The organism is Mesorhizobium sp. B2-3-14 (genome assembly GCF_006442175.1).
Classification (GTDB): Bacteria; Pseudomonadota; Alphaproteobacteria; order Rhizobiales; family Rhizobiaceae; genus Mesorhizobium; species Mesorhizobium australicum.
This window is the reverse complement of sequence record NZ_VFVP01000006.1, coordinates 44,398-68,732: the sequence shown is the minus strand read 5'-3', so window position 1 is coordinate 68,732 and position 24,335 is coordinate 44,398. Positions and strand designations below refer to the sequence as shown.

Genomic DNA, 24,335 nt, shown 5'->3' with positions numbered 1-24,335 from the left:
GGCGCCCTTCTCGTTTGCGGATCGTCCTACGCGGCGCTGCGCGACAGCGCCCGCTGGTTGGACGCATGGATCGTGTCGCGTTCCGGCAGCGCGCCGGTCTCCAGGCAGTCGATCCATTCGGCGGTCTTGAGCACCGCGGCGAAGCGCGACTGAAGGATGATGCTCACCACGCGATGGATCTCCTCGGCCGAGGCGTAACCGGCGCTGTTGGCGTAAGGCACCGAACCGGTCGCGTCGGACAGGAACTCGACCGCGAAGCCCATATGCACGGCATGGATGATGGTCGACAGGTCGCAATTATGCGTCATGTAGCCGACGACCGCGATCGTATCGATGGCGTTGGCGCGCAACCAGTCCTCGAGGTCGGTACCGGTGAAGGCGCTTGGCAAGTTCTTCTCGACATAATGGTCGCGGCCGCGCCTGGCGATCTCGGGATGCAGTTCGCCGCCATGGCTGCCCCGGGCGAAGATCGGCGACGTCTCGGGCGCCATCTGCTTGACGACCACGACCTTGATGCCTGCTGCCGATGCGGCATCCATGGCACGCGTCACGTTGACGACGCTGTCGCGGAACGGCGGATACTGGATCGCCAGGTTGCCGCCGTCATAGTCATTCTGGACGTCAACGACGAGCAGCGCGCGGCGCGGCGCGGTGTTGGCTGGGGCAGACATGATATTTCCTTTCAGGCTTGAATGCGATGGACCGAAGATAGCCTGCTGACCGAGGCGCCAACAGTGGCCCGATTGACATCATACGAAAGAATTGGGACAATCCTCCTTCACACTGGAAACGCCCCATGACCGCTCCCATCATCGCCGTCCTCGCCTTCGACGGCATCAGTCCGTTCCATCTCTCCGTGCCGTGCCTGGTGTTCGGCGCCGACCGCACCAGGCTCGGCCTGCCGCGCTTCGACTTCCGCGTCTGCGGGGTGGAGGAAGGGTTGATCCAGACCGACGCCGGATTGAGCATCCTGGTCCCGCACGGGCTTGCCGCGCTCGAAGACGCCGATATCGTCATCATCCCGAGCTGGAAGGATCTCGGAGCGCCTGTGGCAAAACCGCTCGAGGAAGCGCTCGGCCGCGCCCACCGGCGCGGCGCGCTGATCGTGGGCCTCTGCCTCGGCACCTTTGCCCTCGCCGCCGCCGGCCTGCTTTCGGGACGGAAGGCGACCACGCATTGGGCCTATACGGATCAGTTGCAGGCTCTCCATCCCGACATTTCGGTCGATGCGGACGTGCTTTACGTCGATGACGGCGACATCGTCACCTCCGCCGGCGTCGCCGCCGGGCTTGACTGCTGCCTGCACATCGTACGCGCACGCTATGGCGCCGAGGCGGCACTGCGGCTCGCCCGGCACATCGTGCTTTCGCCGCACCGACAGGGCGGACAGGCGCAGTTCATCGAACGCCCGGTAGCGCCGAGCCCAGCCGCCGACCGCTTTACCCAGGCTCTCGACATGGTGCGCGCGACATCAGGCGAACCGCACAGTCTCGACAGCGTCGCCGACGCCGCCGGTCTCACCCGCCGCACCTTTACCCGCCGTTTCCACAAGACGACAGGTACCAGCTTCGGCGACTGGCTGGCCGACCAGCGCATCGCGCTGGCGCAGAGGCTGCTGGAGACGACGGACAAGCCAATGGACATGGTCGCCTTCGAGGCCGGCTTCGGCAGCGCAACTTCCTTGCGCCAACATTTCGCCGCGCGGCTAAGGACATCACCCGCGCAATATCGGCGCGAGTTTTCCAGACGGGCCGTGTCGGCGAACGCATGACGAACCTGCCGGCGGCAATGATTGGGCACGCAAGCGCGCTTAGCCCCGCCTGACCACCCGCGCCGGGTTGCCGACCACGGTCGTGTGCGCCGCCACGTCGCGCGTCACCACCGCCCCGGCGCCGACGATGGCGCCCTCGCCAATGCTGACGCCGCCAAGGATGACCGCGCTGCCGCCGATCCAGGCATTGTCACCGATCGTGACCGGCCTGGCGATCTCCAGCCCCGCCTGGCGCCCTGCCGCCTCCTTATGGTGCTCGGCGCAATAGATCTGCACATTGGGGCCAAGCAGCGTCCCCTCGCCGAGGCGCACCGGCGCGGTGTCAAGAATGGTGCAGCCGGCATTGAGGAAGGTGCCGGCGCCGAGAAAGATGTTGAAGCCGTAGGCGCAATGGAACGGCGCCTCGATGCGGGCACCCTCGCCCACGCCGCCCAGCAGTGTCCGCAGGGCCGGCCCGAGGTTCCCGCGTCGGCGAGGCGGCAGCGTATTGTGCTCGAACACCGCATCCGCGGCCACGCCGCGCAACGCGCCAAGATCGTCATCCAGGCACGTATACCATTCACCATCAGCCATTTTCGCGCGTTCGCTCTGAACCATGGCAGTGCCTCCGTTTTTTTTACATCACTGCGGACACGCCAAGGCGATGACTGACGTGAAATCCATAAACCAGGATGCGCGGCCTTGCTGATTGGCGGCATTCCCGATCTGCTCCGGCAATGAAAATAGTTCAGGACCGATGTCGATTTCCGGGAAGCTCATTCGTCCTCGGTAGGAAGCCGAAGAAATTCGCCCAGGCAAGGAACAAATGCGATGACAATCACCATCACGGCGTTTGAACGATCGCCCGATGGCGGCAAGGGACTGGCCCGCGATACGCGTGTTCGCTGGGCGCTGGAAGAAGTGGGGCAGCCTTACGCGGTTCGTTTTGTTTCCTTCGCGGGCATGAAGGCGCCTGATCATCTGGCCATCCATCCTTTCGGCCAGATCCCTACCTATGAGGACGGTTCTCTCTCGCTGTTCGAGACCGGCTCGATCGTCTTTCATCTTGCCGAGCAGCATGCGGGCCTGCTGCCGAAGGAGCGCAACGCCCGCGCGCGAGCGATCACGTGGATGTTCGCCGCACTGAACACCATAGAACCGCCGATCCTCGAACTGACCACGGCAAGAATTTTCGAAGCCGACAAGCCCTGGAGCGAGGCGCGCTTGCCGCTGGTAAAGGACCGTGTTCGCGCCCGGCTGGACTGTCTCTCGGCTCATTTGGGCGTCGCGGACTGGCTCGATGATGCGTTCAGCGCCGGCGATCTACTGATGGTGTCAGTGCTGCTGCGACTGAGGATGTCAGGCATTCTGGATGAATACCAAAACCTGGCCGCCTATGTGGCGCTCGGGGAAGCTCGGCCCGCTTATATCAGGGCTTTCGCCGCGCAATTTGCGATCAACGCTCCATCAGCCAACTGACTTGCCTCGATCCGCCGTGGCTGTGCGCTTGTGAGTCTGCGGCCTAGCCAAATATCCGGCCTATGGTAGCTTGCCGTTTCAAGGCTGTACCGGCCCGGGATCGAGGGGGGATCGACCATGCTCTACATTCTTGCACTCCTGATCGGCGTCATTGCCGGCCTGCGCGCCATGACGGCACCTGCCGCCGTTGCCTGGGGCGCCTATCTCGGCTGGCTGCCGGTTGCCGGCACCTGGGCGAGCTTCATGGGCCATTGGGCGGCTGTCGGCATCTTCACCGTCCTGGCCATAGTCGAACTGGTCACCGACCAGCTGCCGTCGACGCCAAGCCGCAAGGTGCCGCAGCAGTTCGGCGCCCGCATTCTGCTCGGCGCGTTCAGCGGCGCGGTGATCGGCGAGACCAGCGGCGCCACCATCGTGTGCCTGATCGCCGGAGCGATCGGCGCGGTCATCGGCACGCTGGGTGGTGCCGAAGCGCGCGGCCGGCTGGCGGCCGTTTTCGGCAAGGATCCGCCCGCGGCCTTCATCGAGGATGCGGTGGCGATCATCGGCGGCCTCCTGATCGTGGCGGCGGTGGCATGACGGCCCAGACCTTGAACGCAAGGACCTTCGACGCCATCATCATCGGCGCTGGCCAGGCGGGGTCGCCCCTGGCGGGCCGCCTGACGGCAGCCGGCATGAGCGTGGCGCTGATCGAGCGTAAGCTGGTCGGCGGTACCTGTGTCAACACCGGCTGCATGCCGACCAAGACCATGGTCGCCAGCGCCTATGCCGCCCATCTGGCGCGGCGCGCTGCCGACTATGGCGTGACGTTCCCCGGCTCCGTCGGGGTCGATTATAGCAGGATCAAGGCGCGCAAGGACAAGGTAACCAACGACGCCCGTGGCAATCTGGAGACCTGGATCGCCGGAATGGAGCGATGCACGCTCTATCGCGGCCATGCACGCTTCGAATCCGCCAACACGGTGCGCGTCGGCGACGACCTGTTGACCGCCGACAAGATCTTTCTCAACACCGGCGGCCGCGCCTCGGTGCCGGACCTGCCCGGCATCCACGACATCGACTATCTGACCAACTCGTCGATGATGGATCTCGACGTTTTGCCGCGCCACCTGATCGTCGTCGGCGGCAGCTACATCTCGCTCGAATTCGCGCAGATGTTCCGCCGCTTCGGTTCGGAAGTCACCGTCATCGAAAAGAGCCCGCGCCTCACCGGCCGCGAGGACGAGGACGTCTCGGCCGCCATCCTGTCGATCCTCGAAAACGAAGGGATCGCGGTCCATGTCGGCGCCGATGACATCGGCTTCGCCAAGCAGGGCGGGGACATTGCCGTGAGTTTCTCCACGGGCCAGCCGCCCGCGGTCGGCTCGCATGTGCTGCTGGCGCTGGGCCGAACGCTCAATACCGACGATCTCGGCCTCGACAAGGCGGGCGTCGAGGTCGACGGACGCGGCGCGGTTGTCGTCGACGACCAGCTGCGCACCAGCGTGCCAGGCATCTGGGCGATGGGCGACTGCAACGGCAAGGGCGCCTTCACCCACACCTCCTACAACGACTATGAGATCGTCGCCGCCAATCTGCTCGACAAGGATCCGCGCAGGATCAGCGACCGCATCGAGGCGTACGCGCTCTACATCGATCCGCCGCTCGGCCGTTGCGGCATGACCGAGACGGCGGTGAGGAAATCCGGACGTCGCGCCCTGGTCGGCCAGCGGCCGATGACCCGTGTCGGCCGCGCCGTCGAAAAGGGCGAGACGCAGGGTTTCATGAAGATCCTCGTGGACGCCGACACCAGGGAGATCCTCGGCTGCTCCGTGCTCGGTCCGGGCGGTGACGAGGCGGTGCATTGCGTGCTCGACCTGATGTACGCCAAGGCGCCGGTCGACACACTGGCGCGCGCCGTGCACATCCATCCCACCGTCTCGGAGCTGCTGCCCACCATCGCCCAGGAGCTGAAGCCGCTGGCGTGAGACTGTCAGCCGCAGCCCCTTCTGTCGTCGCCTGTGTCTTGCCGAAGGCTCCGCGATTTCACGGTCGTCATCACGCATTTATTGCTGGGGCCGCGCCGGCTTCAAGATATCGTGTCGGGCACGAAGCGACATCGTTTCAGCCCTTGAAGGATCGGTCTGCGTCGGGCCGGTAGAAGAGGAGACGTCCGCTCCACGCTTTCTGCATTGCTGCATTGCGGCAATGTCTGTTGCGCCCGGCAGGGGTCTCGCGCAGTCTGAATTGAACCGATTCAGTCTGGACCTTCCATGCCTTTGCCGATCCTTGCGCTTGCCATTGCGTCCTTCTGCATCGGCACCACCGAATTCGTCATCATGGGCCTGCTGCCCGAGGTCGCCGCCGATCTCGGCGTAACGATCCCCGCCGCCGGCCTGCTGGTCACCGGCTATGCGCTGGGGGTCGTCTTCGGCGCGCCTGTCGTGGCCATGGCCACCGCGCATTTGCCGCGCAAGCCCGTGCTGGTGGGACTTGCAGCCCTGTTCGTCGTCGGCAACCTCTTCTGCGCCATCGCGCCCAATTACTGGCTGCTGATGGCGGCGCGCGTCTTCACCGCTTTCGGCCATGGCGCCTTCTTCGGCATCGGCTCGGTCGTCGCGGCAAGCCTTGTGCCGCGCAACAAGCGCGCCAGCGCCATCGCGCTGATGTTCGCGGGCCTGACGCTCGCCAACATCCTCGGGGTTCCCGCCGGCACCGCACTCGGCGAAGCCTTCGGCTGGCGGGCCACCTTTCTGGCCGTGGTCGGCATCGGCCTGATCTCGGTCGCGGCCATCGCCTGGCTAGTGCCGTCCGACGTCACGGAACCGAGCGGCGGCGGTCTGCGCGCCGAAGTCCGTGTGCTCGGCAAGCTGCAAGTGTGGCTGGCGATGCTGATCGCGGCGCTGACCTCGGCCAGCCTGTTCGCCGTTTTCACATACATAAAGCCATACCTCACCGGCGTGTCGGGCCTGTCGACCGCGGCGGTCACCTGGGTGCTTTTGCTGTTCGGCGCCGGCATGACCATCGGCAACATCATCGGCGGCAGGCTTGCCGACTGGAAACTGATGCCGACAGTGATCGCCACCTTGCTGCTGATGGCCCTGCTGTTCGTCGGCTTCATGCAGTTCGGCACGATCGCCAGCGTTGCCATCGGCATCGTCTTCCTCTGGGGCCTGCTCATCTTCGTCGTCGTGCCACCTCTGCAGATCCGGGTCGTCGAGGCGGCTTCCGAAGGACCGAACCTTGCAGCCACGCTCAATCAAGGCGCCTTCAATGTCGGCAATGCCGGCGGCGCATGGATCGGCGGCGTGGCGCTGTCATCAGGCGTTTCCTATGCCGGTTTGCCACTGGTCGGCGCGGTGCTAGCCCTGCTGGCGGTCGCCGTTGCGGTGCTGTCGGCGGCGCTGGACAGGCGCGCGCCTGTCACGCTTCACGCTGCCGCGGAATAGGCCCTTGCGCCCATAGCGCGGCGGGCTGGACCAATCGACATCGGTACCTTCCAATGGGCATGTCTTCTCGCTTTCATGGAGAACGTCATGCAGAAATCGATCGAACGCATCGCCGGCGACAGCGACGGCGTTTCCTACGAATTCCCGGTGCTCCGCTTGGCCGGCGCCGACAAGACAGCACCTTCGGCCTACCTGCAGGCAGCGCTCCATGCCGGCGAATTGCCTGGCGTCGTCGCCATCGATGCATTGATGCCGATGCTGAACAAGGCCGAGGCCGAGGGTCGCATCAGGGGCAACATCACCATCGTGCCCTGGGCCAACCCGATCGGCCGCGCGCAATACCACTTCGGCGAGCACCAGGGTCGCTTTCATCTCGGCACCCGCACCAACTTCAACCGCGGCTTTCCGCTGCTGGCCGCGCCCGACGCCAGGCTCTTGCCGGACGCCACCTTTGGCGGCGCCGACCAGCGGCTGAAGTCGCGCCTGGTGCAGCTTTCGCTCGGCCATGACATCGTGCTCGACCTGCACTGCGACGATGAGGGTCTTGCCTATCTCTACGTCCACACCAGCCTGTGGCCCGGGATGGCCGATTGCGCCGCCGCCATGGGCGTCGATGCCGTGGTGCTGTGGAGCGAGGACACCGACGGCACCTTCGAGGGCGCTTCGATCATGCCCTACCAGAACGCATCGGCCGATGTGGCGAAGTTCGACAGGCGCGTCGCCACCACTGTCGAATATCGCGGCATTCTCGATGTCGACGGCGCGCTGGCCAAGTCCGACGCCGAAGGCCTCTACCGGCTGCTGGTGGCGCGCGGCGTGATATCCGACACCGCCCTGCCCGCGCCCGGCCCCTTCAAGGGCGTCGCGGCACCTCTGGAAAATATCGACATGATGCCGGCGCCCCGTGGCGGTGCGGTCCTCTACGACGTCAAGCCCGGCGACCGCGTCACCAGGGGCGCGCGGCTCGCTACCATCGTTCACGCGCCAGGCGAAGCCGATGGCCGCACGGAAGTGTTCGCGCCGCAGGACGGCATCATCCTGACCCGCCGCTCGCGCCGCATCATCCGCTCCGGCGAAGACCTGTTGAAACTGGTTGGCGACAGGAAGAGCGCCGATGCAAGGTCGGGCACGCTGGAGGATTGAGCCTGCGTCGAATCCAGTTGCGCGGCCGCCCAATCGCCGCTAAGGGAATCGCCATGAACATGCGTTCGATCAAGACCATTTGGTGGTGGGCCTGCTGACAGCGGCCTGTTCGAACGCGTGCGCGTGAAAATAGAGGGTGGCCGCAACGGAATGTCCGGGCGGCCATTTGTTTTTTAAAGCCATTCCCGGGTCCGTTGCCCAAGTAGCTGATGGAGACGGCAATGACGTTGAAGGTTCTGGAAAACGGCGCTGAAAGCTTCGCGACGGCGGGTGGCATCACCATCACCCGCGAGCGCCACGACCGCCCCTATGAAGGCGCGATCGACACATATGTCGAGGGGCTGAACTCGCGCCGGGGCGCGGTATTTTCCTCGAACTACGAATATCCCGGCCGCTACACGCGCTGGGATACGGCCATCATCGATCCGCCGCTGGTCATCTCGGCACGCGGCCGCGCCATGCGTATCGAGGCGCTGAACGGCCGTGGCGAGGCGCTGTTGCCGGTCATCGGCAGGACACTGGGCGGCCTCGCCGAGGTCACGATCGCCGAGACCTCGAAAAAGCTGATCCGCCTCGATGTCGCCAAACCCGGCCGTGTCTTCACCGAGGAGGAACGCAGCCGCGTTCCCTCGGTCTTCACTGTGCTGCGCGCCATCACCGCGCTGTTCAAGACGGCGGAAGACGCCAATCTCGGTCTCTACGGCGCCTTCGGCTACGACCTTGCCTTCCAGTTCGACCCGGTCGACCACACGCTCGTGCGCAAGCAAAGCCAGCGCGACCTGGTGTTGTTCCTGCCCGACGAGATCCTGGTCGTCGACCACTACTCGGCCAAGGCCTGGACCGACCGTTACGACTATGCGGGCGAAGGTTTTTCGACCGAAGGCCTGCCACGCGACCAAATCGCCGAGCCGTTCAGGACCGCCGACCGTATCCCGCCACGCGGCGACCATGAGCCCGGCGAATACGCCAATCTGGTGCGCCGCGCGATGGACTCGTTCAAGCGTGGCGACCTGTTCGAGGTCGTCCCCGGTCAGATGTTCTACGAGCGCTGCGAGACCCAGCCCTCCGAGATTTCGCGCAAGCTGAAGTCCATCAACCCGTCGCCCTATTCCTTCTTCATCAACCTGGGCGAGAACGAATACCTGATCGGTGCGTCGCCGGAGATGTTCGTGCGCGTCAACGGCCGCCGCGTCGAGACCTGTCCGATCTCCGGCACCATCAAACGCGGCGACGACGCCATTTCCGATAGCGAGCAGATCCTGAAGCTGCTCAATTCGAAGAAGGACGAATCCGAGCTCACAATGTGCTCGGACGTCGATCGCAACGACAAGTCCAGGGTCTGCGAGCCGGGTTCTGTACGCGTCATCGGCCGCCGCCAGATCGAGATGTATTCGCGCCTGATCCACACCGTCGACCACATCGAGGGCCGCTTGCGTGAAGGCATGGACGCTTTCGACGCGTTTCTCTCGCACGCCTGGGCGGTCACCGTCACCGGCGCACCGAAACTGTGGGCCATGCGCTTCATCGAGCAGAACGAGAAAAGCCCGCGCGCCTGGTATGGCGGCGCGATCGGCATGGTCAACTTCAACGGCGACATGAATACCGGCCTTACCTTGCGCACCATCCGCATCAAGGACGGCATCGCCGAGGTTCGTGCCGGCGCTACATTGCTCTTCGACAGCATTCCAGAGGAAGAAGAAGCTGAAACCGAACTGAAGGCATCCGCCATGCTCTCCGCGATCCGCGACGCCAAGACGGGCAATTCGACCAGCACCGAGCGCACCACGGCGCGCGTCGGCGACGGCGTCAACATCCTTTTGGTCGACCACGAGGATTCCTTCGTCCATACGCTGGCCAACTACTTCCGCCAGACCGGCGCCAATGTCTCGACCGTGCGCTCGCCGGTGCCGGAGGAAGTCTTCGACCGGCTGAAGCCCGACCTCGTCGTGCTGTCACCCGGACCCGGCACGCCGAAGGACTTCGACTGCGCCGCGACCATCAAAAAGGCGCGCGCGCGCGACCTGCCCATCTTCGGCGTGTGCCTCGGCCTGCAGGCACTGGCGGAAGCCTATGGCGGAGAACTCAGGCAGTTGCACATTCCCATGCACGGCAAGCCGTCGCGTATCCGCGTCTCGAAGCCGGGCATCATCTTCTCCGGCCTGCCCAAGGAAGTCACCGTCGGCCGCTACCACTCGATCTTCGCCGATCCGGTACGCCTGCCCGACGATTTCATGGTTACGGCCGAGACGGAAGACGGCGTCATCATGGCCTTCGAGCACCGCAAGGAGCCGATCGCCGCGGTCCAGTTCCACCCGGAATCGATCATGACGCTCGGCCACAATGCCGGCATGCGCATCATCGAGAACATCGTCGCGCATTTGCCGCGAAAGGCCAAGGAAAAGGCAGCCTGACGCCAATGGCCGAAGCCGAGAACACGATGGCGATCGCAGCCAGGGCGGCCGCGAAGCGCAAGGTCGCCAACCTTGCCTTCTGGTCGATCGTGGTCGCTTTTGTCGTGCTCGCGCTGAAAGCCGCCGCCTGGTACGTGACCGGCTCCGTCGCGCTCTATTCGGACGCGCTGGAATCGATCGTCAACGTCATCGCGTCGATTGCCGCTTTCTGGGCGATCCAGGTCAGCCACAAGCCGGCCGACCAGGATCACCCCTTCGGCCATCACAAGGCCGAATATTTCTCCGCCGTGCTGGAAGGCGTGCTGATCGTGCTCGCCGCGCTTTTGATTCTGAACGAAGTCTGGCGCTCCTGGCAGGCCCCGGCGCCGCTCGAACAGCCTTGGAAAGGCCTTGCCGTCAACGGCGTCGCCACCGTCATCAACGCCTTCTGGGCCTGGATGCTGATCCGCACGGGCCGGGCGGAGAAATCGCCGGCGCTGGTCGCTGACGGCAATCACATCATGACCGATGTGGTGACGTCGGTCGGCGTCTTCGGCGGCCTCGTCGGAGCGATCCTGACCGGCTGGCAGATCCTCGACCCGGCATTGGCCGTCATCGTCGCGCTCAACATCCTGTGGCAGGGCTGGCATGTCATCGGCTCGTCGATGAACGGCCTGATGGACCGGGCCGTCGACACGGCGGAGCACATGCGCATCCGCGACATCATCTCGGCCAATTGCAAGGGCGCCATGGAGGTGCACGACCTCAAGACCCGCATCGCCGGCCGCGCCACCTTCATCGAGTTCCATCTGGTCGTAGACGCCGACATGTCGGTCGGCGCCAGCCATGTCATCTGCGATCGCATCGAAGACGCGCTGAAGGCCGAACTCCCCTCGGTGCGGGTGACCATCCATGTCGAGCCCGACGACGAAGCCAAGCTGCCCAAGGGCACGACCGCGGTGCCGTTCGCCTGAGGCGGGTCACTGTCGCTGACCTTGGAAGAGCAATTCCAAGAAAAGCGTGAGCGGCTTTCCGTCCGGAATTGCGTAAAAACAAAGAGCTAACCGGAGTTTCTCGACTTCGTCATCCTTGGGCGAAGCAGGAGCGCAGCTCCGTAGCGGCGACCCAAGGATGACGAAACGCTGGTTACGGCGCGCAGGCGGATTGTGGCATTGGCTCCAGCCGATAGACCTTGTCGTCGGACATCGTCTTGCCGTCGGCCGCCTTCGAGCACAGGTCGACGACCGCCAGGCTGCTGTTGGGGTTGGCAAGCGTGATGGCGCCGTTGGCACCACGCTTGAGGAAGATTTCCTTTTGCGCGATGTCGCAGGAGAAATTGCTCGTCTTCGAACTCGCGGCACAACGCCATTGATCGGCCTCGCCCTGGCATGAATAAGTCTGCGTGACCTTGGCTCCCTTCTGCCGCGTCGTGACCGAGACCACGATGTCGGCGCCGTCGGGCCAGCTCGCGGCGTCGCCTCCCGAGGCGAAGGACGCCAGTTCCACCGGTCCTCGAAACACCCGGATCGACTGCGTCAGCTGCTCGGGATGCGAACTCATATGCGCAGCGTCATAGTCGCGCCCGTAGCAGAAGGCCTGGTCGGGTTTGAGCCGCTCGCGCAGCGGCGGCCCGAGCGCCGGGTCGATCGGATCGATGCGGGCGAATTCCGCCTTGCAGGTCGCCGCCGGCATCGGATCGAGGCGGAAATTGTCGTCTTCCTTGCCAAGCGCCTGCCTGTCGTATTCAGCCGCGCCGAGTTCTTCTTCCGAACCGGCGTCGAGGTAGATGTCGGACGACAGGTCCGACAGGATCAGCCGGCCCTTGCCGTCGACCTTCAGCGACGCCAGGGTACGGTCGCAGTCCATGCCGCAACGGATCGGGCCCGATTTGCCATCTTCGGACTCGTGATTGCACCAGCCTCCGGCCCATTCCGGCGCCTTGGCGCCACGCACCGTGGTGGTGAGGAACCCATTGTAGGAAGTATCGGAATTCGCGTTCGGTTCCTCATTCGGACGGCTGACCGGATCACGGCCGTAGTAGAAGAAAATCCGCGTCACCTTCTGCTTCGGACGCGCCTTGAGGTGCGCCGCGTCATAGACCCGGCCGAAACAGGCGTCCGCCCCGTTGGGGCTGAGTTCGGTGAGTTTGAGCGCATTGTCGGCAAAAGCAGAACCCACAAGTCCGCCAAGCAGTGCGGCGCCAAATCCGGCGCTGGCAACCGTCTTCCATTCCCTGAACGCCATGTGCCCCTCTCCGCATCGACAGGACGTAACGTCAATTTATGCTAGTATTGCGGCCGCGGCCACGCAAATCGCGCTGAGCCGGCAAGCCAGGGAGGCACGCCATGCGCCGACGTGACATGTTCCACGCGGCTCTCGCCGGAGCCGGGACGCTTCTAGGCCTGCGGGCGGTGCAGGCGGCAACCACCGAGCCTGCCAGGCTGAAGGTCGCCTATCACCTCAGCGACCTCGACAAGGTCAATTTCGTGCTCGGCAACATCAAGAACCACTATGAGGGCACGGGCGGCAACGTCGATATCGCGCTGGTCGTGCATGGTCCGGCGCTTGCCGGCTTCAAGTCGAAGGGCATATCGGCGGCGGTTTCGGGGCGCTTTACCGGTCTTGTCCAGCAAGGGCTCGACCCGCATGCCTGCGGCAACACCATGCACGGCATGGATATTACGCTCGCCGATTTGCTCGACGGCTTCCATGCCGCCGACAGGGGTGGCGTCGTCAAGCTCGCCGAACTGCAAAGCCAGGGCTATGTCTATCTCAGGCCTTGAAGCGGCACTGACTTGAATGCAAGGGTGGCAACACCCGCCAAGAAACTTGGATCCCCCGGAGGAACAGCAGTGCCAGAGACAGCCCTTGGTCTTGTCATCCCCGACCTCGCCGGCAAGGCGGTGCTGGTCACCGGCGCCTCGACCGGCATCGGCGCGGCGCTCGCGCTCGCCTATGCCGAGCAGAAATGCAAGGTGGCGCTGCACTACAATTCCAGCCGCGACGCCGCCGAGAAACTCGGCCAGACCATTCGCGGCGGCGGCGGTGAGGTCTTCCTCGTCCAGGGCGACTTTTCTGTCACCGCCGATGTCGAACGCGTCGTCGAGGACAGCGCGCGGCATTTCGGCCGGCTGGACGGGCTGGTCAACAATGCCGGCGGCATGCTTGGCCGCGTGCCCTACGCCGAGCAGACCGAGGCGCATTACGACGCGGTGATGGACCTCAACGCACGCTCGGTGCTGACCGCCTCGCGCAAGGCGATCCCGTGGCTGAAAAAACCGGGCGGCTTCATCGTCAACACCTCGTCGATCGCCGCGCGCAACGGGGCGGGCGGCGGCGCCGGCCTTTACGGCTCGGCCAAGGCCTTCGTCTCCAACGTGACGCGCGGCATGGCCAAGGAACTGATCGGCTTCGGCATCCGCGTCAACGCCGTGGCGCCGGGCACCATCCTCACCCCCTTCCACGAACGCTATTCGACCGACGAGCAGATGAAGGGCATGGTCGCCACCATCCCGCAGGGCCGTGCCGGCACGGCGCAAGATTGCGTCGGCGCCTATCTGTTCCTCTCATCGGACCTGTTGAGCGGCTACGTCACCGGCCAGGTGATCGAAGTCAATGGCGGCCAGTTGATGCCTTGACCGGCGACCGGCATACTGGACACACTCCTTTCGCGCCAACCCAGGGGGAGACGAGGACATGTATGGACTGATCGGCAAGATGCGGGCGGCGCGTGGCCAACGCGACGCAGTCATGACCGTGCTGCGTGAGAGCACTGGCGCCCTGCCCGGCTGCCTGAGCTATATCATCGCCACCGATCCGGCCGATGCCGACGCGATCTGGGTGACCGAGGTGTGGACCGATCAGGCGAGCCACAAGGCCTCGCTGCAGCTTCCCGAAGTCCAGGCGGCGATCGCCAAGGCGCGCCCCTTCATCGGCGGCTTCGAATTCCAGGTGGAAACGCATCCGGTGGGCGGCTTCGGCTTGGCTGAAGCCAAAACGGGCTAAGGCGGGCGCCCGAGGCGGAAACGTGCTTTTTCAGGCGCACTTGCGTTCGCATTTTTCGCGTCTGGGGTTAAGACCAGAACATGGATTCCGAGGCCGAGCAGCCATCTTCCGACCAACCCGCCATCGAGCGCATGACGCGGCTGAGCAAGCCTTGGCAGTGGCTCATCCTGCTGGTCATCTCCGCGCTCTTCGCCGGCGCGCTGGAACTCGCCGCTTTGCCGGCGGCGCTGCTGATCGGACCGATGCTGGCGGCCATCGTCGCCGGCACCAACGGTGCCGCGGTGCGTGTGCCGCGGCTTCTGTTCGGCGCCGCCCAGGCTGTCGTCGGCTGCCTCGTCGCGGCTTCGATCTCGGCCGATATCTTCCCGGTCTTCTACAAGGAATGGCCGCTGTTCCTCGGCGTGGTGATCGCCACCGTCGCGGCCTCGAGCCTGCTTGGCTGGCTGATCAGCCGCTGGCGCATCCTGCCGGGCACCACCGCCGTCTGGGGTTCTTCGCCGGGGGCCGCCACCGCCATGGTGCTGATGGCCGGCGCCTTTGGCGCCGACCAGCGCCTTGTCGCCTTCATGCAGTATCTGCGCGTCATCTTCGTCTCGATGACGGCAGCCCTCGTCGCCAAGATGTGGGTCGACACCTCGGGCATCGAGGTCCCGCCCGTTATCTGGTTCCCCGAGATCGATCCGCAACCCTTCGCCGCCACCATCGGCATGGCGCTCATCGGCGGCCTCGCGGGCAGGCTTTGCCGGCTGCCTTCGCCCTTCTTCCTCGGCAGCTTCATCTTCGGCACAGTCATCCATCTCGGCCTCGGGGTGCCGATGCAATTGCCGCAATGGCTGCTGGCGGTCAGTTACGCGATGGTCGGCTGGGCGATCGGCCTGAACTTCACCAGGCCGATCCTGCGCCACGCGGCACGCGCTTTGCCGCAGATCATCGCTTCGATCATCGCGCTGATCGCGTTTTGCGGCGGCCTTGCCTTCCTCATCAGCCGGCTCGCCGGCGTCGACCCGCTGACCGCCTATCTGGCGACCAGCCCTGGCGGCATGGACAGCGTCGCCATCATCGCCGCCGCCGCGCAGAACGTCGACATCTCCTTTGTCATGGCCCTGCAGTCGGCGCGCTTCCTGATCGTGCTGCTTGTCGGCCCGAGCATTGCCCGGCTGGTAGCCAGAAGCATCAGGGAATGATGAGGGCTGCCACCAGGGCACCGCTATCGCGCGGCTGCCAGGCGTTCGGGCAGGAAATCGACGAAGACGCGCACCTTTGGCGACAGATGGCGATTGGAGGGCCATAGCATCCGGAACTGGCCACGGCCGTCGACATGATCGTCGAGCACGGTGCGCAGCCGGTCCTCGCGCAACGCGTCCCGCACCAGGAAATCGGGCATGCAGGCGATGCCGAGTCCGGCGATCGTGGCGCCTTTCAAAGCTTCCATGTTGTTGCAGGTCAACATTGAACGGATCAGCGGTTGGGCGCTCCCGGTAATGAACGGCCAGTCCAGCAGCCTGCCGCTGTTGAGATAGCGGAAGTTTATGCCGAAATGCCTGATGAGATCCGCCGGCACACCGGGAGTGCCATGGCGATCGAGGTAGGAGGGAGCCGCGCACAGCAGCATGCGGAAGGGCGCAATGGGTCTGGACACCAATCGTGAATCAGGCAGCTCGCCGCTGCGGATGGCGACGTCGATGCCTTCCTCGATGACGTCGACGATCCGGTCGTTGAAATCGACATCGAGCTCGATCTCGGGATAGCGGGCCATGAACTCCGACAGCACCGGCAGCAAAAGATGGTAGGTGACGATCGGGGTGGAGACGCGCAACCGCCCACGCGGCGTCTCCCTTGTCCGCGACAGCATCGCCTCGGCATCGTCGATGTCGTCGAGGATGCGCCGCACGCGCTCGTTGAACAGCTTGCCCTCCTCCGTCAGGCCGATTCGTCGCGTGGAGCGCTGCAGCAGCCGCACGCCGAGTTCCTGTTCGAGCCGCGCGACGCTTTTGCCGACCGCTGAAGCGGAGATGCCGAGCGCCCGGCCGGCGGCGACGAAGCTGCCGAACTCGGCGGTGCGGGCGAAAGCCAGAAGGCCGCTGAGGCGATCCATCATGCTGCTCCATTCGAGCGTTTCAGTCCGTTATGTCAGGATATTTAATACTATTATTCCTGATCTGTCTCTGACCTATCTTGGTCCGCATGATCGGCGCCGCGGTTGCGCGCCGGCGCAGACCGCTCAGATAGGAAAAACCCATGACCTTGAAGACCACCACCGGCCCGGCCGGGCGATGGCTCGTGCTCTTGTCGGTATGCCTTGCCGCGATGACGATGCCTCTGACCTTCACCGGCCCGGCCGTCGCGCTCTCCCGCATCGCGGCCGATCTCGGCGGCAGCCCGATCACGCTCAACTGGGTGACCAACGCCTTTATGCTGACCTTCGCCGCCAGCCTGATGGCGGCCGGAGCGCTGGCCGATAATCATGGCCGCAAGCGGATCTTCCTCGTCGGTCTTGCCCTCTACATATTCGCTTCGCTCGGCGCGATGCTGGCGTCCGACATCGCCTGGTTCGACATCTTCAGGGCCGCGCAAGGGCTCGGCAGTGCCTTGGCCTTCGCCGGCGGCGCCTCCGCACTTGCCCAGGAATTCGAGGGACCATCGCGGCTGCGCGCCTTCTCCTTCCTCGGCACCAGTTTCGGCATCGGGCTGGCCTTCGGCCCGATCGCCTCCGGCCTGCTCATCGCCGCCTTCGGCTGGCGGTCGATCTTTGTTCTGGTGATGGCGCTCGCGGCTGGCTCGGCAACCCTCGGCCTGCGCACCATCAGGGAATCGCGTGATCCGGATGCTTCCGGCCTCGACTGGGCGGGCGCCGCCACGTTCACCTTCGCGCTGGCCTCGCTGACCTATGGCGTGCTCCAGGCACCCCAGAGCGGCTGGACCGACCCGCTGGTGGCAACGCTTCTCGGCGTCGCCGTCCTTTGCTTTGTGCTGTTTGTCGTCGCCGAGCGGCGCGTGCGCCGGCCGATGCTCGATCTCACCCTGTTTCGCTTTCCTCGCTTCGTCGGCGTCCAGTTTCTTGCGGCGGCGCCCGCCTATGGCTTCGTCGTCCTGCTCGTACTTTTACCGATCCGCTTCATCGGCATCGAGGGGATGAGCGAGATCAAGGCCGGGCAATTGATGATCTGCCTCTCCGGACCGTTGCTGTTCCTGCCCTTGCTCGCCGGCCAGCTGGCGCGCTGGATTGCTCCGGCCACGATCTGCGGCGTCGGCCTGCTCGTCGCGGGGGCCGGCCTGATCTGGCTGAGCCTGACGCCACCGGTTGAGGTTGCGCTGGTCGCGCCACTGATTCTGATCGGCGTCGGCATCGCCTTGCCTTGGGGGTTGATGGACGGGCTCGCCGTCAGCGTCGTGCCGACGGAGCGGGCCGGGATGGCGGTCGGCATCTTCAACACCACCCGTGTCGCTTGCGAAGGTGTGGCGCTGGCCATCGTCATGGCGACGCTGTCAGGCTTCACCGCCGCGCAACTCGCCGCTCGGGGCGCTGCGCCTTCCAGCGACGCGGCCGCCGCGGCGCAATTGCTGGTGATCGGCAATCTCGGTGGAACCGTGCACCGTTTGCCGGCGGCCGGCGCCGCCGTGCTGGTCGAGGCCTACGAAACGGCGTTCGACAGGCTACTGATCGTGCTGGCGGCAATCACCATCGTCACCGCCCTCGTCGTCTTTCTCGGCCTGCGCCGCGGATCCGCGGCGGAGCACCAGACCGTATCCCTGCCGGCCTGCCAGGAAGGGTAGGCGTCAGCCATTCGCAGGCCGGCTGAATATCAATGCACCTTAGTCCAGCCTGTGCATCAGATCGTCATCCAGCCAGCGGCCGAAGAAATAAGCCAGCTGCTTGTGCCACCACGGCCAGTCATGGCTGACGTCGCCGCCCCAATAATCGACCCAGGCCGGAATGGATTTGTCGCGCAGGATCTGTTCCAGCTGGCGGGTCTCGACCAGCATGCGCTCTTCCCATGCGCCCTGTCCGCAGCAGAAGATCAGCCTGAGCGCTTTCAGCCGCGCCAGCAGTTTCGGGTCGACGATCCCTGGCAGATAATCGAGCGGCGAATTGTAGAAGATGTCGCCGTCGAGCGCCTTGCCGAAGAAATCGCGGGCCGAATAGACACCCGACAGCGAGATGACGCCGCTGGCGAGCTCGGGAAACCGGAAGACGAAGTTCGAGGAATGGTAGCCGCCCATCGAACAGCCCGAGAACAGCGGCTTCAACCGCCGTCCGCCATTGGCTTGCGCGGCGGTTTCCAGAAATTCCGGCAGCGCCTCCTCGCGCAGATAGCGGAAATAGGCCTCGTGCCGCTCGATGCGATGCGCGGTATCGACATCCCTGGCGAAGAAGGATTCTGTATCGATGCCGTCGACGGTGAACAGCTGGATGCGGCCGGTATCGATGAACTCGGCGAGCGCCCCCACTCCGCCGGAATCCTCGAGCTGGTAGAACCGGCCCTGCGAGGTCGGGAACACCACGACCGGCCGGCCGGCATGCCCGTAGCGCTTGTACTCCATGTCGCGGCCGAGATTGCGGGCGAAGACCTTGTGATAGGAAATGTCCATGCCTCAAGCCTTTTCGGCGTGGATATAGGCCACCGCCTCGCGCAGATCAGCCTGATCCTTCGAGCGCATCTGGTAGGCGTAATTTCCCATGGCCCGGCTGAAAACCTCTTCTATCGGCTGATGATGGACGATCTTGTCGCGGTGGGCGGCTAGCACGTCCGCATGGCTGTGCAAATAGTCGAGGTGGCGCTTGCGGCTGGCATAGGCGGTGAAATACTTGCCCTCATAGGGGCCGCCGACGGCATCCTTGACCACCATGTCCGCCCATGCCGCGTAGACATCGATGTCGAACGTGTAGTTGATCGCGTCGGTCATCCAGGCGCCGGGCGGCCGCATGTTGACCTCCAGCGCGATGATGCGGTCGTCCCTGGTCTCGAACAGTTCGATGTGGAAAAAGCGCTCGCGCACGTCGAATGCTTTCAGGATCTTGCGGCCGGCCTCCTCGACGGCAGGCCTGATCCGGGGAAAGCAGGTGTAGCTCATGTGGCGGTCCTTGTTGACCACGTCCATGACGCTCTGGTCGTAGCGATGGCTGGCCGCCAGCACCACCTCGCCGTCGCGGTTGATCAATCCGTCATAGGTCACAACCAGCCCTTCGATGAACTGCTCCATGACGAAGGTCACGTCCTCCGGCTTGTCCCGGAAGAACTGGTCGAGCTCTTTCGGATTGGAGATCTTGAACGTGTTCGAAGCGCCGGAGCCCGAATCCGGCTTCACCACCACGGGGTAGCCGACGCGGCGGATGAAGGTCATAGCGCCGGCCCGGTCGGAGCATTTGCGCTGCGCGATCGTCTCGACACCGCTCTTGCGGAAGAAGGCGCGCATGCGGCTCTTGCGCTTCAGATTCTTCACGAAATCGAGCTTGGTGCCGTAGATGTTGAAGTCGGTGCGGATGTTGGCTTCCAGCTCCAGCCAGTGCTCGTTGAGCGATTCGAACCGGTCGATGCGGCCCCATTTGTGGATGAAATGACCTATCGCCCGGAACACCGGCTCGTAATCCTCCATGTCGGCGACGCGGTAGTATTCCGAAAGCGCCTGCTTCAGCTTGCCGTCGAGCGCATCATAGGGCGCATCGCCAATGCCGAGCACGGTCGCGCCGGCCTTCTTCAGCCGGTCGCAGAAATCGGCGCCATTGGCGGGAAAATGCGGCGAGAAGAACACGAAATTCATGAACGCCCCCTGCCGACGGCACCCCGCCGGAAGCCAAGTCTGGCGCATTTGCGGCGCGCGGGGAAGAGCATCCGCGTTAAGATAAAATTCGACGGGGGCCGGCCCGCTTGCCTCCAACAGGCCGCTCCTGTATGAGAGCGGCCATGAACACGCGCCCCACCACCGCTTCCCGTCAGACCGGCTTTGCCGGCGAGACCGTGCGCGCGCTTGCCTCGACCCTGCTTCTTCTCGGCCTTATCGGCGATCGCCGGGTTCGCTGAAGGAGCGCCCGGCGGTCGAACCGCCGCGCAAGCAAATGCTCCTTGGCAAATCATATCAAGCGAACGAAATTCTGGTAAAGGCGCCGCTTGGCTCCACATCCGCCTGAAAGGTGGACCCGCCAGCCGCCGGGAGAAACAACGATGAACGCACGAGAAGACATCCGCGCCAGCGAGGCCGCGACCGGCAAGCAAGTTGGCCGGGGCATGCCGGACGCAGCCCGCAAATATCAACCCTACCCGACCGTCGGCCTCACCGACCGGACCTGGCCCTCGAAGGTGATCGACAAGGCGCCGATCTGGTGCTCGGTCGACCTGCGCGACGGCAACCAGGCGCTGATCGATCCGATGGGCCACGAGCGCAAGGCGCGCATGTTCGGCCTGCTGCTCGACATGGGCTTCAAGGAAATCGAGATCGGCTTCCCCTCGGCTTCGCAGACCGATTTCGACTTCGCGCGCTGGTGCATCGAGCAAGGCAACGTGCCGGCCGATGTGTCGTTGCAGGTGCTGGTGCAGTGCCGGCCTGAACTGATCAGCCGCACCTTCGAGGCGCTGAAGGGCGCCACCAACCCGATCGTGCATTTCTACAACTCGACCAGCGAGTTGCAGCGTCGCGTCGTCTTCGAGAAAGATGTCGGCGGCATCAAGCGTATCGCGACCGACGCGGCCAAGATGATCACCGACATGGCTGCCAAGGCCGGCGGCGGCTATCGCTTCGAATATTCGCCGGAGAGCTTCACCGGCACCGAACTCGAGGTCGCTCTGGAGATCTGCAACGCCGTCACCGAGATCGTCAGGCCAACACCCGACAACAAGCTGATCGTCAACCTGCCGTCGACGGTCGAGATGTCGACGCCCAACATCTATGCCGACCGCATCGAGTGGATGTGCCGCAATCTCGACAACCGCGAAAACCTGATCATCTCGCTGCATCCGCACAATGATCGTGGCACCGGCATCGCCACCACCGAACTCGGCTTGATGGCTGGCGCCGACCGCGTCGAGGGCACGCTGTTCGGCAATGGCGAGCGCACCGGCAATGTCGACATCGTCACCTTGGCGCTCAACATGTACACGCAAGGCGTCGATCCGGGCATCGACTGCTCCGACATCAACCGGATGAAAGATGTCTACGAATATTCGAACCAGCTGAAGATTCCCGAGCGCCACCCCTATGTTGGCGAACTCGTCTACACTGCTTTTTCCGGCTCGCACCAGGACGCCATCAACAAGGGCATGAAGGCCTTGAAGAAGGCCAACACGCCACACTGGGAAGTGCCATACCTGCCAATCGATCCGGCCGATGTCGGCCGCAGCTATGAGGCCATCATCCGCATCAACTCGCAGTCGGGCAAGGGCGGCATTGCCTATGTGCTGCAGGCCGATTACGGCCTCAATTTGCCGCGCAACCTGCAGATCGAATTCAGTCAGGCTATCCAGGCGATCACCGACGCCGAAGGCAAGGAAGTGCCGGCCAAGCGTATTCATGACCGCTTCCTCGAAACCTATGTCGACCAGCCTGGCGCCCGCCTGAAATTCCTCGATCATCACACTTATCCGGCCACCGAGGTGAAGGGCCGGCGCGTGGTCGAGGCGGTCATCCTCGACGACGGCAAGGAAGTGACGATATCAGGCACCGGCACCGGCCCGATCGACGGCTTCGTCGATGCGCTGTCACGCCATGTCGGCGTCGAGATGTCGGTGCTCGATTATTCCGAGCATTCGATGCAGCGCGGCTCGAATGCGTCGGCTATCTCCTATGTCGAGATGGAATATCCCGGCGGCAAGCTGTTCGGCGCCGGCATCAACACCAACATCGTCGCTGCCTCACTGGAAGCGGTAACGTCAGCGGCCAATCGTATCGTCGGCCGCAACGCGCGATAGTTTACCGTCGGCGCGAGAGCCGGGATTGGCTCTCGCGCCGCCATCCTTCGGGCCTGAACAAGGTCTTGGCATCCATGGGATTCAATAAGGATTGCTCCGGCATCCTGGCTATCCTGTCGCGCGCGGCTCATTAACCACCGGGAAAATATCCGGTGGGGTACGCGATCGCATAATGGGTGTATACTTGTATGGCGGTGCGGGCATTATATGATCCGTGCCTTAACCTGTGCCGACTTCGAGAGGATCGACACTTGCAGCATGCCACGCCTGCCGCCCCCGCAGTGCGCGAAACATTGGAGCGACTGCTTGCCAGCGAAACGTTCGGAAGATCCGAACGGGCACGCAAGCTGTTGCGTTATCTTGTCGAGCGCGAACAGGCAGGCGAAGCCGACAGGCTCAAGGGCTTTTCCATCGCCATGGATGTCTTCGGCAAGGACGGCGATTTCGATCCTTCGACCGATGCGGTGGTGCGGGTTCAGGCCGGCCGGCTGCGCGACTTGCTGCAGCAATATTTCGCCAATGAAGGTGTTGCCGAGCCTGTCCGCATAGCCATTCCGCGCGGCGGCTATGTCCCGGCCTACGAGCTCAATGCGATCCGCTTGCCTGAGACGGCCGAACTCGCCATCCAGACGGGAGCGGCGGCGGCTCCATCGGCGCAACGCGGCACTGCCGAGAGTGCCATTGCGGCCCCTGCCTTACTGGCACCGATGGTTGCGCCGGCGCCGTCGGTGGCACGTCACCTCAGATTCTTCTGGATGGCGATCGCCGTCGTCATCGCCATGCTTGGTGTTCTGATCCTGCGTCAGGGCAGCGGTGCGTTGCTGGCAGGCGGCGACCTTGCGGCCACGCTCGAGACCGCAGGCCTCACCGGCAGCATCGAGCCGTCTCCCGCCAGCGAGGCCTTGCCGCTCGTCTACATCGCCGTCAAGGCCAGTGGCACGGATGCCAGCCGTGTCGCCGCATCGCTGCGCGCCGGCCTGAGCGGTTTCGATACGATCGACTTCATCGGTCGCGACGCGGTCGCCACGACCGATCCGGCCACCAATGCCACAAGCTTCATCTTCGATATTCTGCCTGGGCCGGATACGGGCGAAATCACGATTGAACTGCAGAGCGTGGCGACCGGACGGGTGCTTTTGTCGCGCAACCTGACCGCCGCCGATAGCGCACCGACCGCCGTCGAGAACCGTATAGCCGGCATCTTGACGTCCGCTCTTCCCGCTTCCGGCACCATCTACAGCTATATCGAACAGAGCGGCATTCAGACCGTCCTCACTCAATGCCTGACGCTCAACGACAAATATTATCTCGACCAGAACGCCCGGACCCACGAGGCCGCCTATCGCTGCCTCGAAACCCTCGCCGAACGCGGCGCCAAGTCACCGCTGGTCTACTCGGAACTCGCTTCGCTGCACCTGGAGGCCGTGAACGACCACTACGCCTATCCGCCGGATGCCACGATCGAGAAGGCGATGACATTTGCCCATCGCGCCGTGCAAATGGGACCGACCAGTCCTTATGCGCATCGCTCCTACGGCTACATCAATTCGCGTCTTGGCAACGCTGACGAGGCGCTGCGCTGGATGCGCAAGGCCTATGACCTCAATCCCTACGATCTCGCCATGGCCGCAGCTTACGGCTATGGGTTGATTTTCGCTGGCAGGTATGCCGAGGGGACGCCGATCCTGGCCCAGGCGGTGGACGCCTCCAGCGGTCATCCGACATGGTGGGATTTCGGACTTTTCGCCGGCGAACTCATGCTTGGCGACACGAACAAGGCCGCCATCGCCAGTTCCTCTTTGAGAACAACCGCAACCAAATCGCACTATCTTGCAGCCCGGCTGATCGGTGCCAAGATCGCCGGCCAGGACAATCTGGCGCGCAAGCTGCTCGACGAGCTAACCGCCAAATTTCCGAAATTCACCGCCGATCCGCGCGCGACCTTCATCGACCGGAAATATCCGCCCGATCTGACCGAGCGGCTGGTTGGGGCCCTGCGCGCGGCGGGCCTCGGCAACGCGAGCTGACGTCCCACCAACGGGTTGTTTGGACCAACCGAATTGTTGGCCGCCGAAAGTAGGTGGCAAACCCCCGATACGACGGATTTGTCGGCTTTGTCAGGCGACTTCGCAAGGTCGAGAGAGCGCAAACGCCAGTCGTCGCGAAAATTTTACTGGCCATCGTGCTGGACAAGGAGCAATCCAGCCGCATTCCCATCTTCCCGTCCCGTAATCTTCCC

Annotated in this window: 22 protein-coding genes; 15 read left to right on the top strand and 7 right to left on the bottom strand. The window is 64.2% G+C overall.

Annotation, left to right across the window (positions count from 1 at the left end; all coding sequences use genetic code 11):
* Positions 1-26 precede the first annotated feature (26 nt).
* Positions 27-671 (bottom strand): cysteine hydrolase family protein, encoded by a 645-nt coding sequence (locus FJ950_RS17145; protein ID WP_140617662.1) that lies wholly within the window; start codon positions 669-671, stop codon positions 27-29.
* 125 nt (positions 672-796) lie between these two features.
* On the opposite strand from FJ950_RS17145, the gene FJ950_RS17140 reads away from it, so the two are divergent.
* Entirely contained in the window at positions 797-1,771 is a 975-nt protein-coding gene (locus FJ950_RS17140; protein ID WP_140617661.1) for a helix-turn-helix domain-containing protein, read from the top strand.
* A 39-nt stretch (positions 1,772-1,810) separates the two neighbouring features.
* Here FJ950_RS17140 and FJ950_RS17135 read toward each other — a convergent pair whose 3' ends face one another.
* The gene (locus tag FJ950_RS17135; protein ID WP_140617660.1) at positions 1,811-2,368 is read right to left on the bottom strand and encodes a sugar O-acetyltransferase; all 558 of its coding nucleotides are present in this window, start codon (positions 2,366-2,368) and stop codon (positions 1,811-1,813) included.
* A gap of 24 nt (positions 2,369-2,392) precedes the next feature.
* Positions 2,393-2,530: a hypothetical protein gene (locus tag FJ950_RS29535; protein ID WP_181171287.1), complete on the bottom strand. Its 138-nt coding sequence runs from the start codon at positions 2,528-2,530 to the stop codon at positions 2,393-2,395.
* A gap of 51 nt (positions 2,531-2,581) precedes the next feature.
* Here FJ950_RS29535 and FJ950_RS17130 point away from each other — a divergent pair, with 51 nt between their 5' ends.
* From FJ950_RS17130 to FJ950_RS17100, 7 genes are all read left to right on the top strand, one after another.
* Positions 2,582-3,229: a glutathione S-transferase family protein gene (locus tag FJ950_RS17130; protein ID WP_140617659.1), complete on the top strand. Its 648-nt coding sequence runs from the start codon at positions 2,582-2,584 to the stop codon at positions 3,227-3,229.
* A gap of 117 nt (positions 3,230-3,346) precedes the next feature.
* A complete protein-coding gene (locus tag FJ950_RS17125) occupies positions 3,347-3,808 on the top strand; it encodes a DUF4126 domain-containing protein (RefSeq protein ID WP_140617658.1) in 462 nt (153 codons plus the stop codon).
* An 11-nt stretch (positions 3,809-3,819) separates the two neighbouring features.
* The gene (locus tag FJ950_RS17120; RefSeq protein ID WP_140617850.1) at positions 3,820-5,196 is read left to right on the top strand and encodes an FAD-containing oxidoreductase; all 1,377 of its coding nucleotides are present in this window, start codon (positions 3,820-3,822) and stop codon (positions 5,194-5,196) included.
* A gap of 285 nt (positions 5,197-5,481) precedes the next feature.
* Entirely contained in the window at positions 5,482-6,657 is a 1,176-nt protein-coding gene (locus FJ950_RS17115; RefSeq protein WP_015316026.1) for an MFS transporter, read from the top strand.
* A gap of 87 nt (positions 6,658-6,744) precedes the next feature.
* Positions 6,745-7,800, top strand: a complete 1,056-nt coding sequence (locus FJ950_RS17110; RefSeq protein ID WP_140617657.1) for a succinylglutamate desuccinylase/aspartoacylase family protein — start codon at positions 6,745-6,747, stop codon at positions 7,798-7,800.
* 221 nt (positions 7,801-8,021) lie between these two features.
* Complete coding sequence (locus FJ950_RS17105; protein WP_015316024.1) at positions 8,022-10,211, top strand: anthranilate synthase; 2,190 nt, start codon at positions 8,022-8,024, stop codon at positions 10,209-10,211.
* A gap of 5 nt (positions 10,212-10,216) precedes the next feature.
* Positions 10,217-11,164, top strand: a complete 948-nt coding sequence (locus tag FJ950_RS17100; protein WP_140617656.1) for a cation diffusion facilitator family transporter — start codon at positions 10,217-10,219, stop codon at positions 11,162-11,164.
* Between the two features lie 172 nt (positions 11,165-11,336).
* Here FJ950_RS17100 and FJ950_RS17095 read toward each other — a convergent pair whose 3' ends face one another.
* Complete coding sequence (locus FJ950_RS17095) at positions 11,337-12,434, bottom strand: hypothetical protein (protein ID WP_140617655.1); 1,098 nt, start codon at positions 12,432-12,434, stop codon at positions 11,337-11,339.
* Positions 12,435-12,535: 101 nt separating this feature from the next.
* Between FJ950_RS17095 and FJ950_RS17090 the strand changes: the two genes are divergently transcribed.
* The 4 genes from FJ950_RS17090 (at position 12,536) to FJ950_RS17075 (ending at position 15,379) form a co-directional block, all read left to right on the top strand.
* Entirely contained in the window at positions 12,536-12,973 is a 438-nt protein-coding gene (locus tag FJ950_RS17090; protein WP_140617654.1) for a DsrE family protein, read from the top strand.
* Between the two features lie 69 nt (positions 12,974-13,042).
* Entirely contained in the window at positions 13,043-13,828 is a 786-nt protein-coding gene (locus FJ950_RS17085; protein ID WP_140617653.1) for an SDR family oxidoreductase, read from the top strand.
* Positions 13,829-13,886: 58 nt separating this feature from the next.
* A complete protein-coding gene (locus FJ950_RS17080) occupies positions 13,887-14,195 on the top strand; it encodes a putative quinol monooxygenase (RefSeq protein WP_023770344.1) in 309 nt (102 codons plus the stop codon).
* An 80-nt stretch (positions 14,196-14,275) separates the two neighbouring features.
* Positions 14,276-15,379 carry an AbrB family transcriptional regulator gene (locus FJ950_RS17075; protein WP_140617652.1) on the top strand — a complete coding sequence of 368 codons (1,104 nt, stop codon included), beginning with the start codon at positions 14,276-14,278 and terminating at the stop codon, positions 15,377-15,379.
* 23 nt (positions 15,380-15,402) lie between these two features.
* Here the strand turns inward: FJ950_RS17075 and FJ950_RS17070 are convergent, their stop codons facing one another.
* A complete protein-coding gene (locus tag FJ950_RS17070; protein ID WP_140617651.1) occupies positions 15,403-16,290 on the bottom strand; it encodes a LysR family transcriptional regulator in 888 nt (295 codons plus the stop codon).
* Between the two features lie 143 nt (positions 16,291-16,433).
* Between FJ950_RS17070 and FJ950_RS17065 the strand changes: the two genes are divergently transcribed.
* On the top strand, positions 16,434-17,969 hold the full coding sequence (locus FJ950_RS17065) for an MFS transporter (RefSeq protein WP_140617650.1): 1,536 nt from the start codon (positions 16,434-16,436) through the stop codon (positions 17,967-17,969).
* Between the two features lie 39 nt (positions 17,970-18,008).
* On the opposite strand, the gene FJ950_RS17060 is transcribed toward FJ950_RS17065, so the two are convergent.
* Both FJ950_RS17060 and FJ950_RS17055 read right to left on the bottom strand, forming a co-directional pair.
* Positions 18,009-18,785: an alpha/beta hydrolase-fold protein gene (locus FJ950_RS17060; RefSeq protein WP_140617649.1), complete on the bottom strand. Its 777-nt coding sequence runs from the start codon at positions 18,783-18,785 to the stop codon at positions 18,009-18,011.
* Positions 18,786-18,788: 3 nt separating this feature from the next.
* Positions 18,789-19,955, bottom strand: a complete 1,167-nt coding sequence (locus tag FJ950_RS17055; RefSeq protein ID WP_140617648.1) for an ATP-grasp domain-containing protein — start codon at positions 19,953-19,955, stop codon at positions 18,789-18,791.
* Positions 19,956-20,356: 401 nt separating this feature from the next.
* On the opposite strand from FJ950_RS17055, the gene leuA reads away from it, so the two are divergent.
* Together leuA and FJ950_RS17040 are read left to right on the top strand one after the other, a co-directional pair.
* Positions 20,357-22,096 carry a 2-isopropylmalate synthase gene (gene leuA, locus FJ950_RS17045; protein ID WP_140617647.1) on the top strand — a complete coding sequence of 580 codons (1,740 nt, stop codon included), beginning with the start codon at positions 20,357-20,359 and terminating at the stop codon, positions 22,094-22,096.
* 251 nt (positions 22,097-22,347) lie between these two features.
* Positions 22,348-24,123, top strand: a complete 1,776-nt coding sequence (locus FJ950_RS17040) for a hypothetical protein (protein WP_140617646.1) — start codon at positions 22,348-22,350, stop codon at positions 24,121-24,123.
* The last annotated feature ends 212 nt before the right edge of the window (positions 24,124-24,335 follow it).

What these genes read in the sequence shown, in the direction of transcription:
- FJ950_RS17125 (WP_140617658.1), top strand. Translation starts at nt 3,347, where the DNA reads ATGCTCTACATTCTTGCACTCCTGATCGGCGTCATTGCCGGCCTGCGC.
- FJ950_RS17145 (WP_140617662.1), bottom strand. Translation starts at nt 671, where the DNA reads ATGTCTGCCCCAGCCAACACCGCGCCGCGCCGCGCGCTGCTCGTCGTT.
- FJ950_RS17140 (WP_140617661.1), top strand. Translation starts at nt 797, where the DNA reads ATGACCGCTCCCATCATCGCCGTCCTCGCCTTCGACGGCATCAGTCCG.
- FJ950_RS17060 (WP_140617649.1), bottom strand. Translation starts at nt 18,785, where the DNA reads ATGGACATTTCCTATCACAAGGTCTTCGCCCGCAATCTCGGCCGCGAC.
- FJ950_RS17100 (WP_140617656.1), top strand. Translation starts at nt 10,217, where the DNA reads ATGGCCGAAGCCGAGAACACGATGGCGATCGCAGCCAGGGCGGCCGCG.
- FJ950_RS17135 (WP_140617660.1), bottom strand. Translation starts at nt 2,368, where the DNA reads ATGGTTCAGAGCGAACGCGCGAAAATGGCTGATGGTGAATGGTATACG.
- FJ950_RS17065 (WP_140617650.1), top strand. Translation starts at nt 16,434, where the DNA reads ATGACCTTGAAGACCACCACCGGCCCGGCCGGGCGATGGCTCGTGCTC.
- leuA (WP_140617647.1), top strand. Translation starts at nt 20,357, where the DNA reads ATGAACGCACGAGAAGACATCCGCGCCAGCGAGGCCGCGACCGGCAAG.
- FJ950_RS17110 (WP_140617657.1), top strand. Translation starts at nt 6,745, where the DNA reads ATGCAGAAATCGATCGAACGCATCGCCGGCGACAGCGACGGCGTTTCC.
- FJ950_RS17105 (WP_015316024.1), top strand. Translation starts at nt 8,022, where the DNA reads ATGACGTTGAAGGTTCTGGAAAACGGCGCTGAAAGCTTCGCGACGGCG.
- FJ950_RS17130 (WP_140617659.1), top strand. Translation starts at nt 2,582, where the DNA reads ATGACAATCACCATCACGGCGTTTGAACGATCGCCCGATGGCGGCAAG.
- FJ950_RS17075 (WP_140617652.1), top strand. Translation starts at nt 14,276, where the DNA reads ATGGATTCCGAGGCCGAGCAGCCATCTTCCGACCAACCCGCCATCGAG.
- FJ950_RS17070 (WP_140617651.1), bottom strand. Translation starts at nt 16,290, where the DNA reads ATGGATCGCCTCAGCGGCCTTCTGGCTTTCGCCCGCACCGCCGAGTTC.
- FJ950_RS17090 (WP_140617654.1), top strand. Translation starts at nt 12,536, where the DNA reads ATGCGCCGACGTGACATGTTCCACGCGGCTCTCGCCGGAGCCGGGACG.
- FJ950_RS17095 (WP_140617655.1), bottom strand. Translation starts at nt 12,434, where the DNA reads ATGGCGTTCAGGGAATGGAAGACGGTTGCCAGCGCCGGATTTGGCGCC.
- FJ950_RS17080 (WP_023770344.1), top strand. Translation starts at nt 13,887, where the DNA reads ATGTATGGACTGATCGGCAAGATGCGGGCGGCGCGTGGCCAACGCGAC.
- FJ950_RS17055 (WP_140617648.1), bottom strand. Translation starts at nt 19,955, where the DNA reads ATGAATTTCGTGTTCTTCTCGCCGCATTTTCCCGCCAATGGCGCCGAT.
- FJ950_RS17115 (WP_015316026.1), top strand. Translation starts at nt 5,482, where the DNA reads ATGCCTTTGCCGATCCTTGCGCTTGCCATTGCGTCCTTCTGCATCGGC.
- FJ950_RS29535 (WP_181171287.1), bottom strand. Translation starts at nt 2,530, where the DNA reads ATGAGCTTCCCGGAAATCGACATCGGTCCTGAACTATTTTCATTGCCG.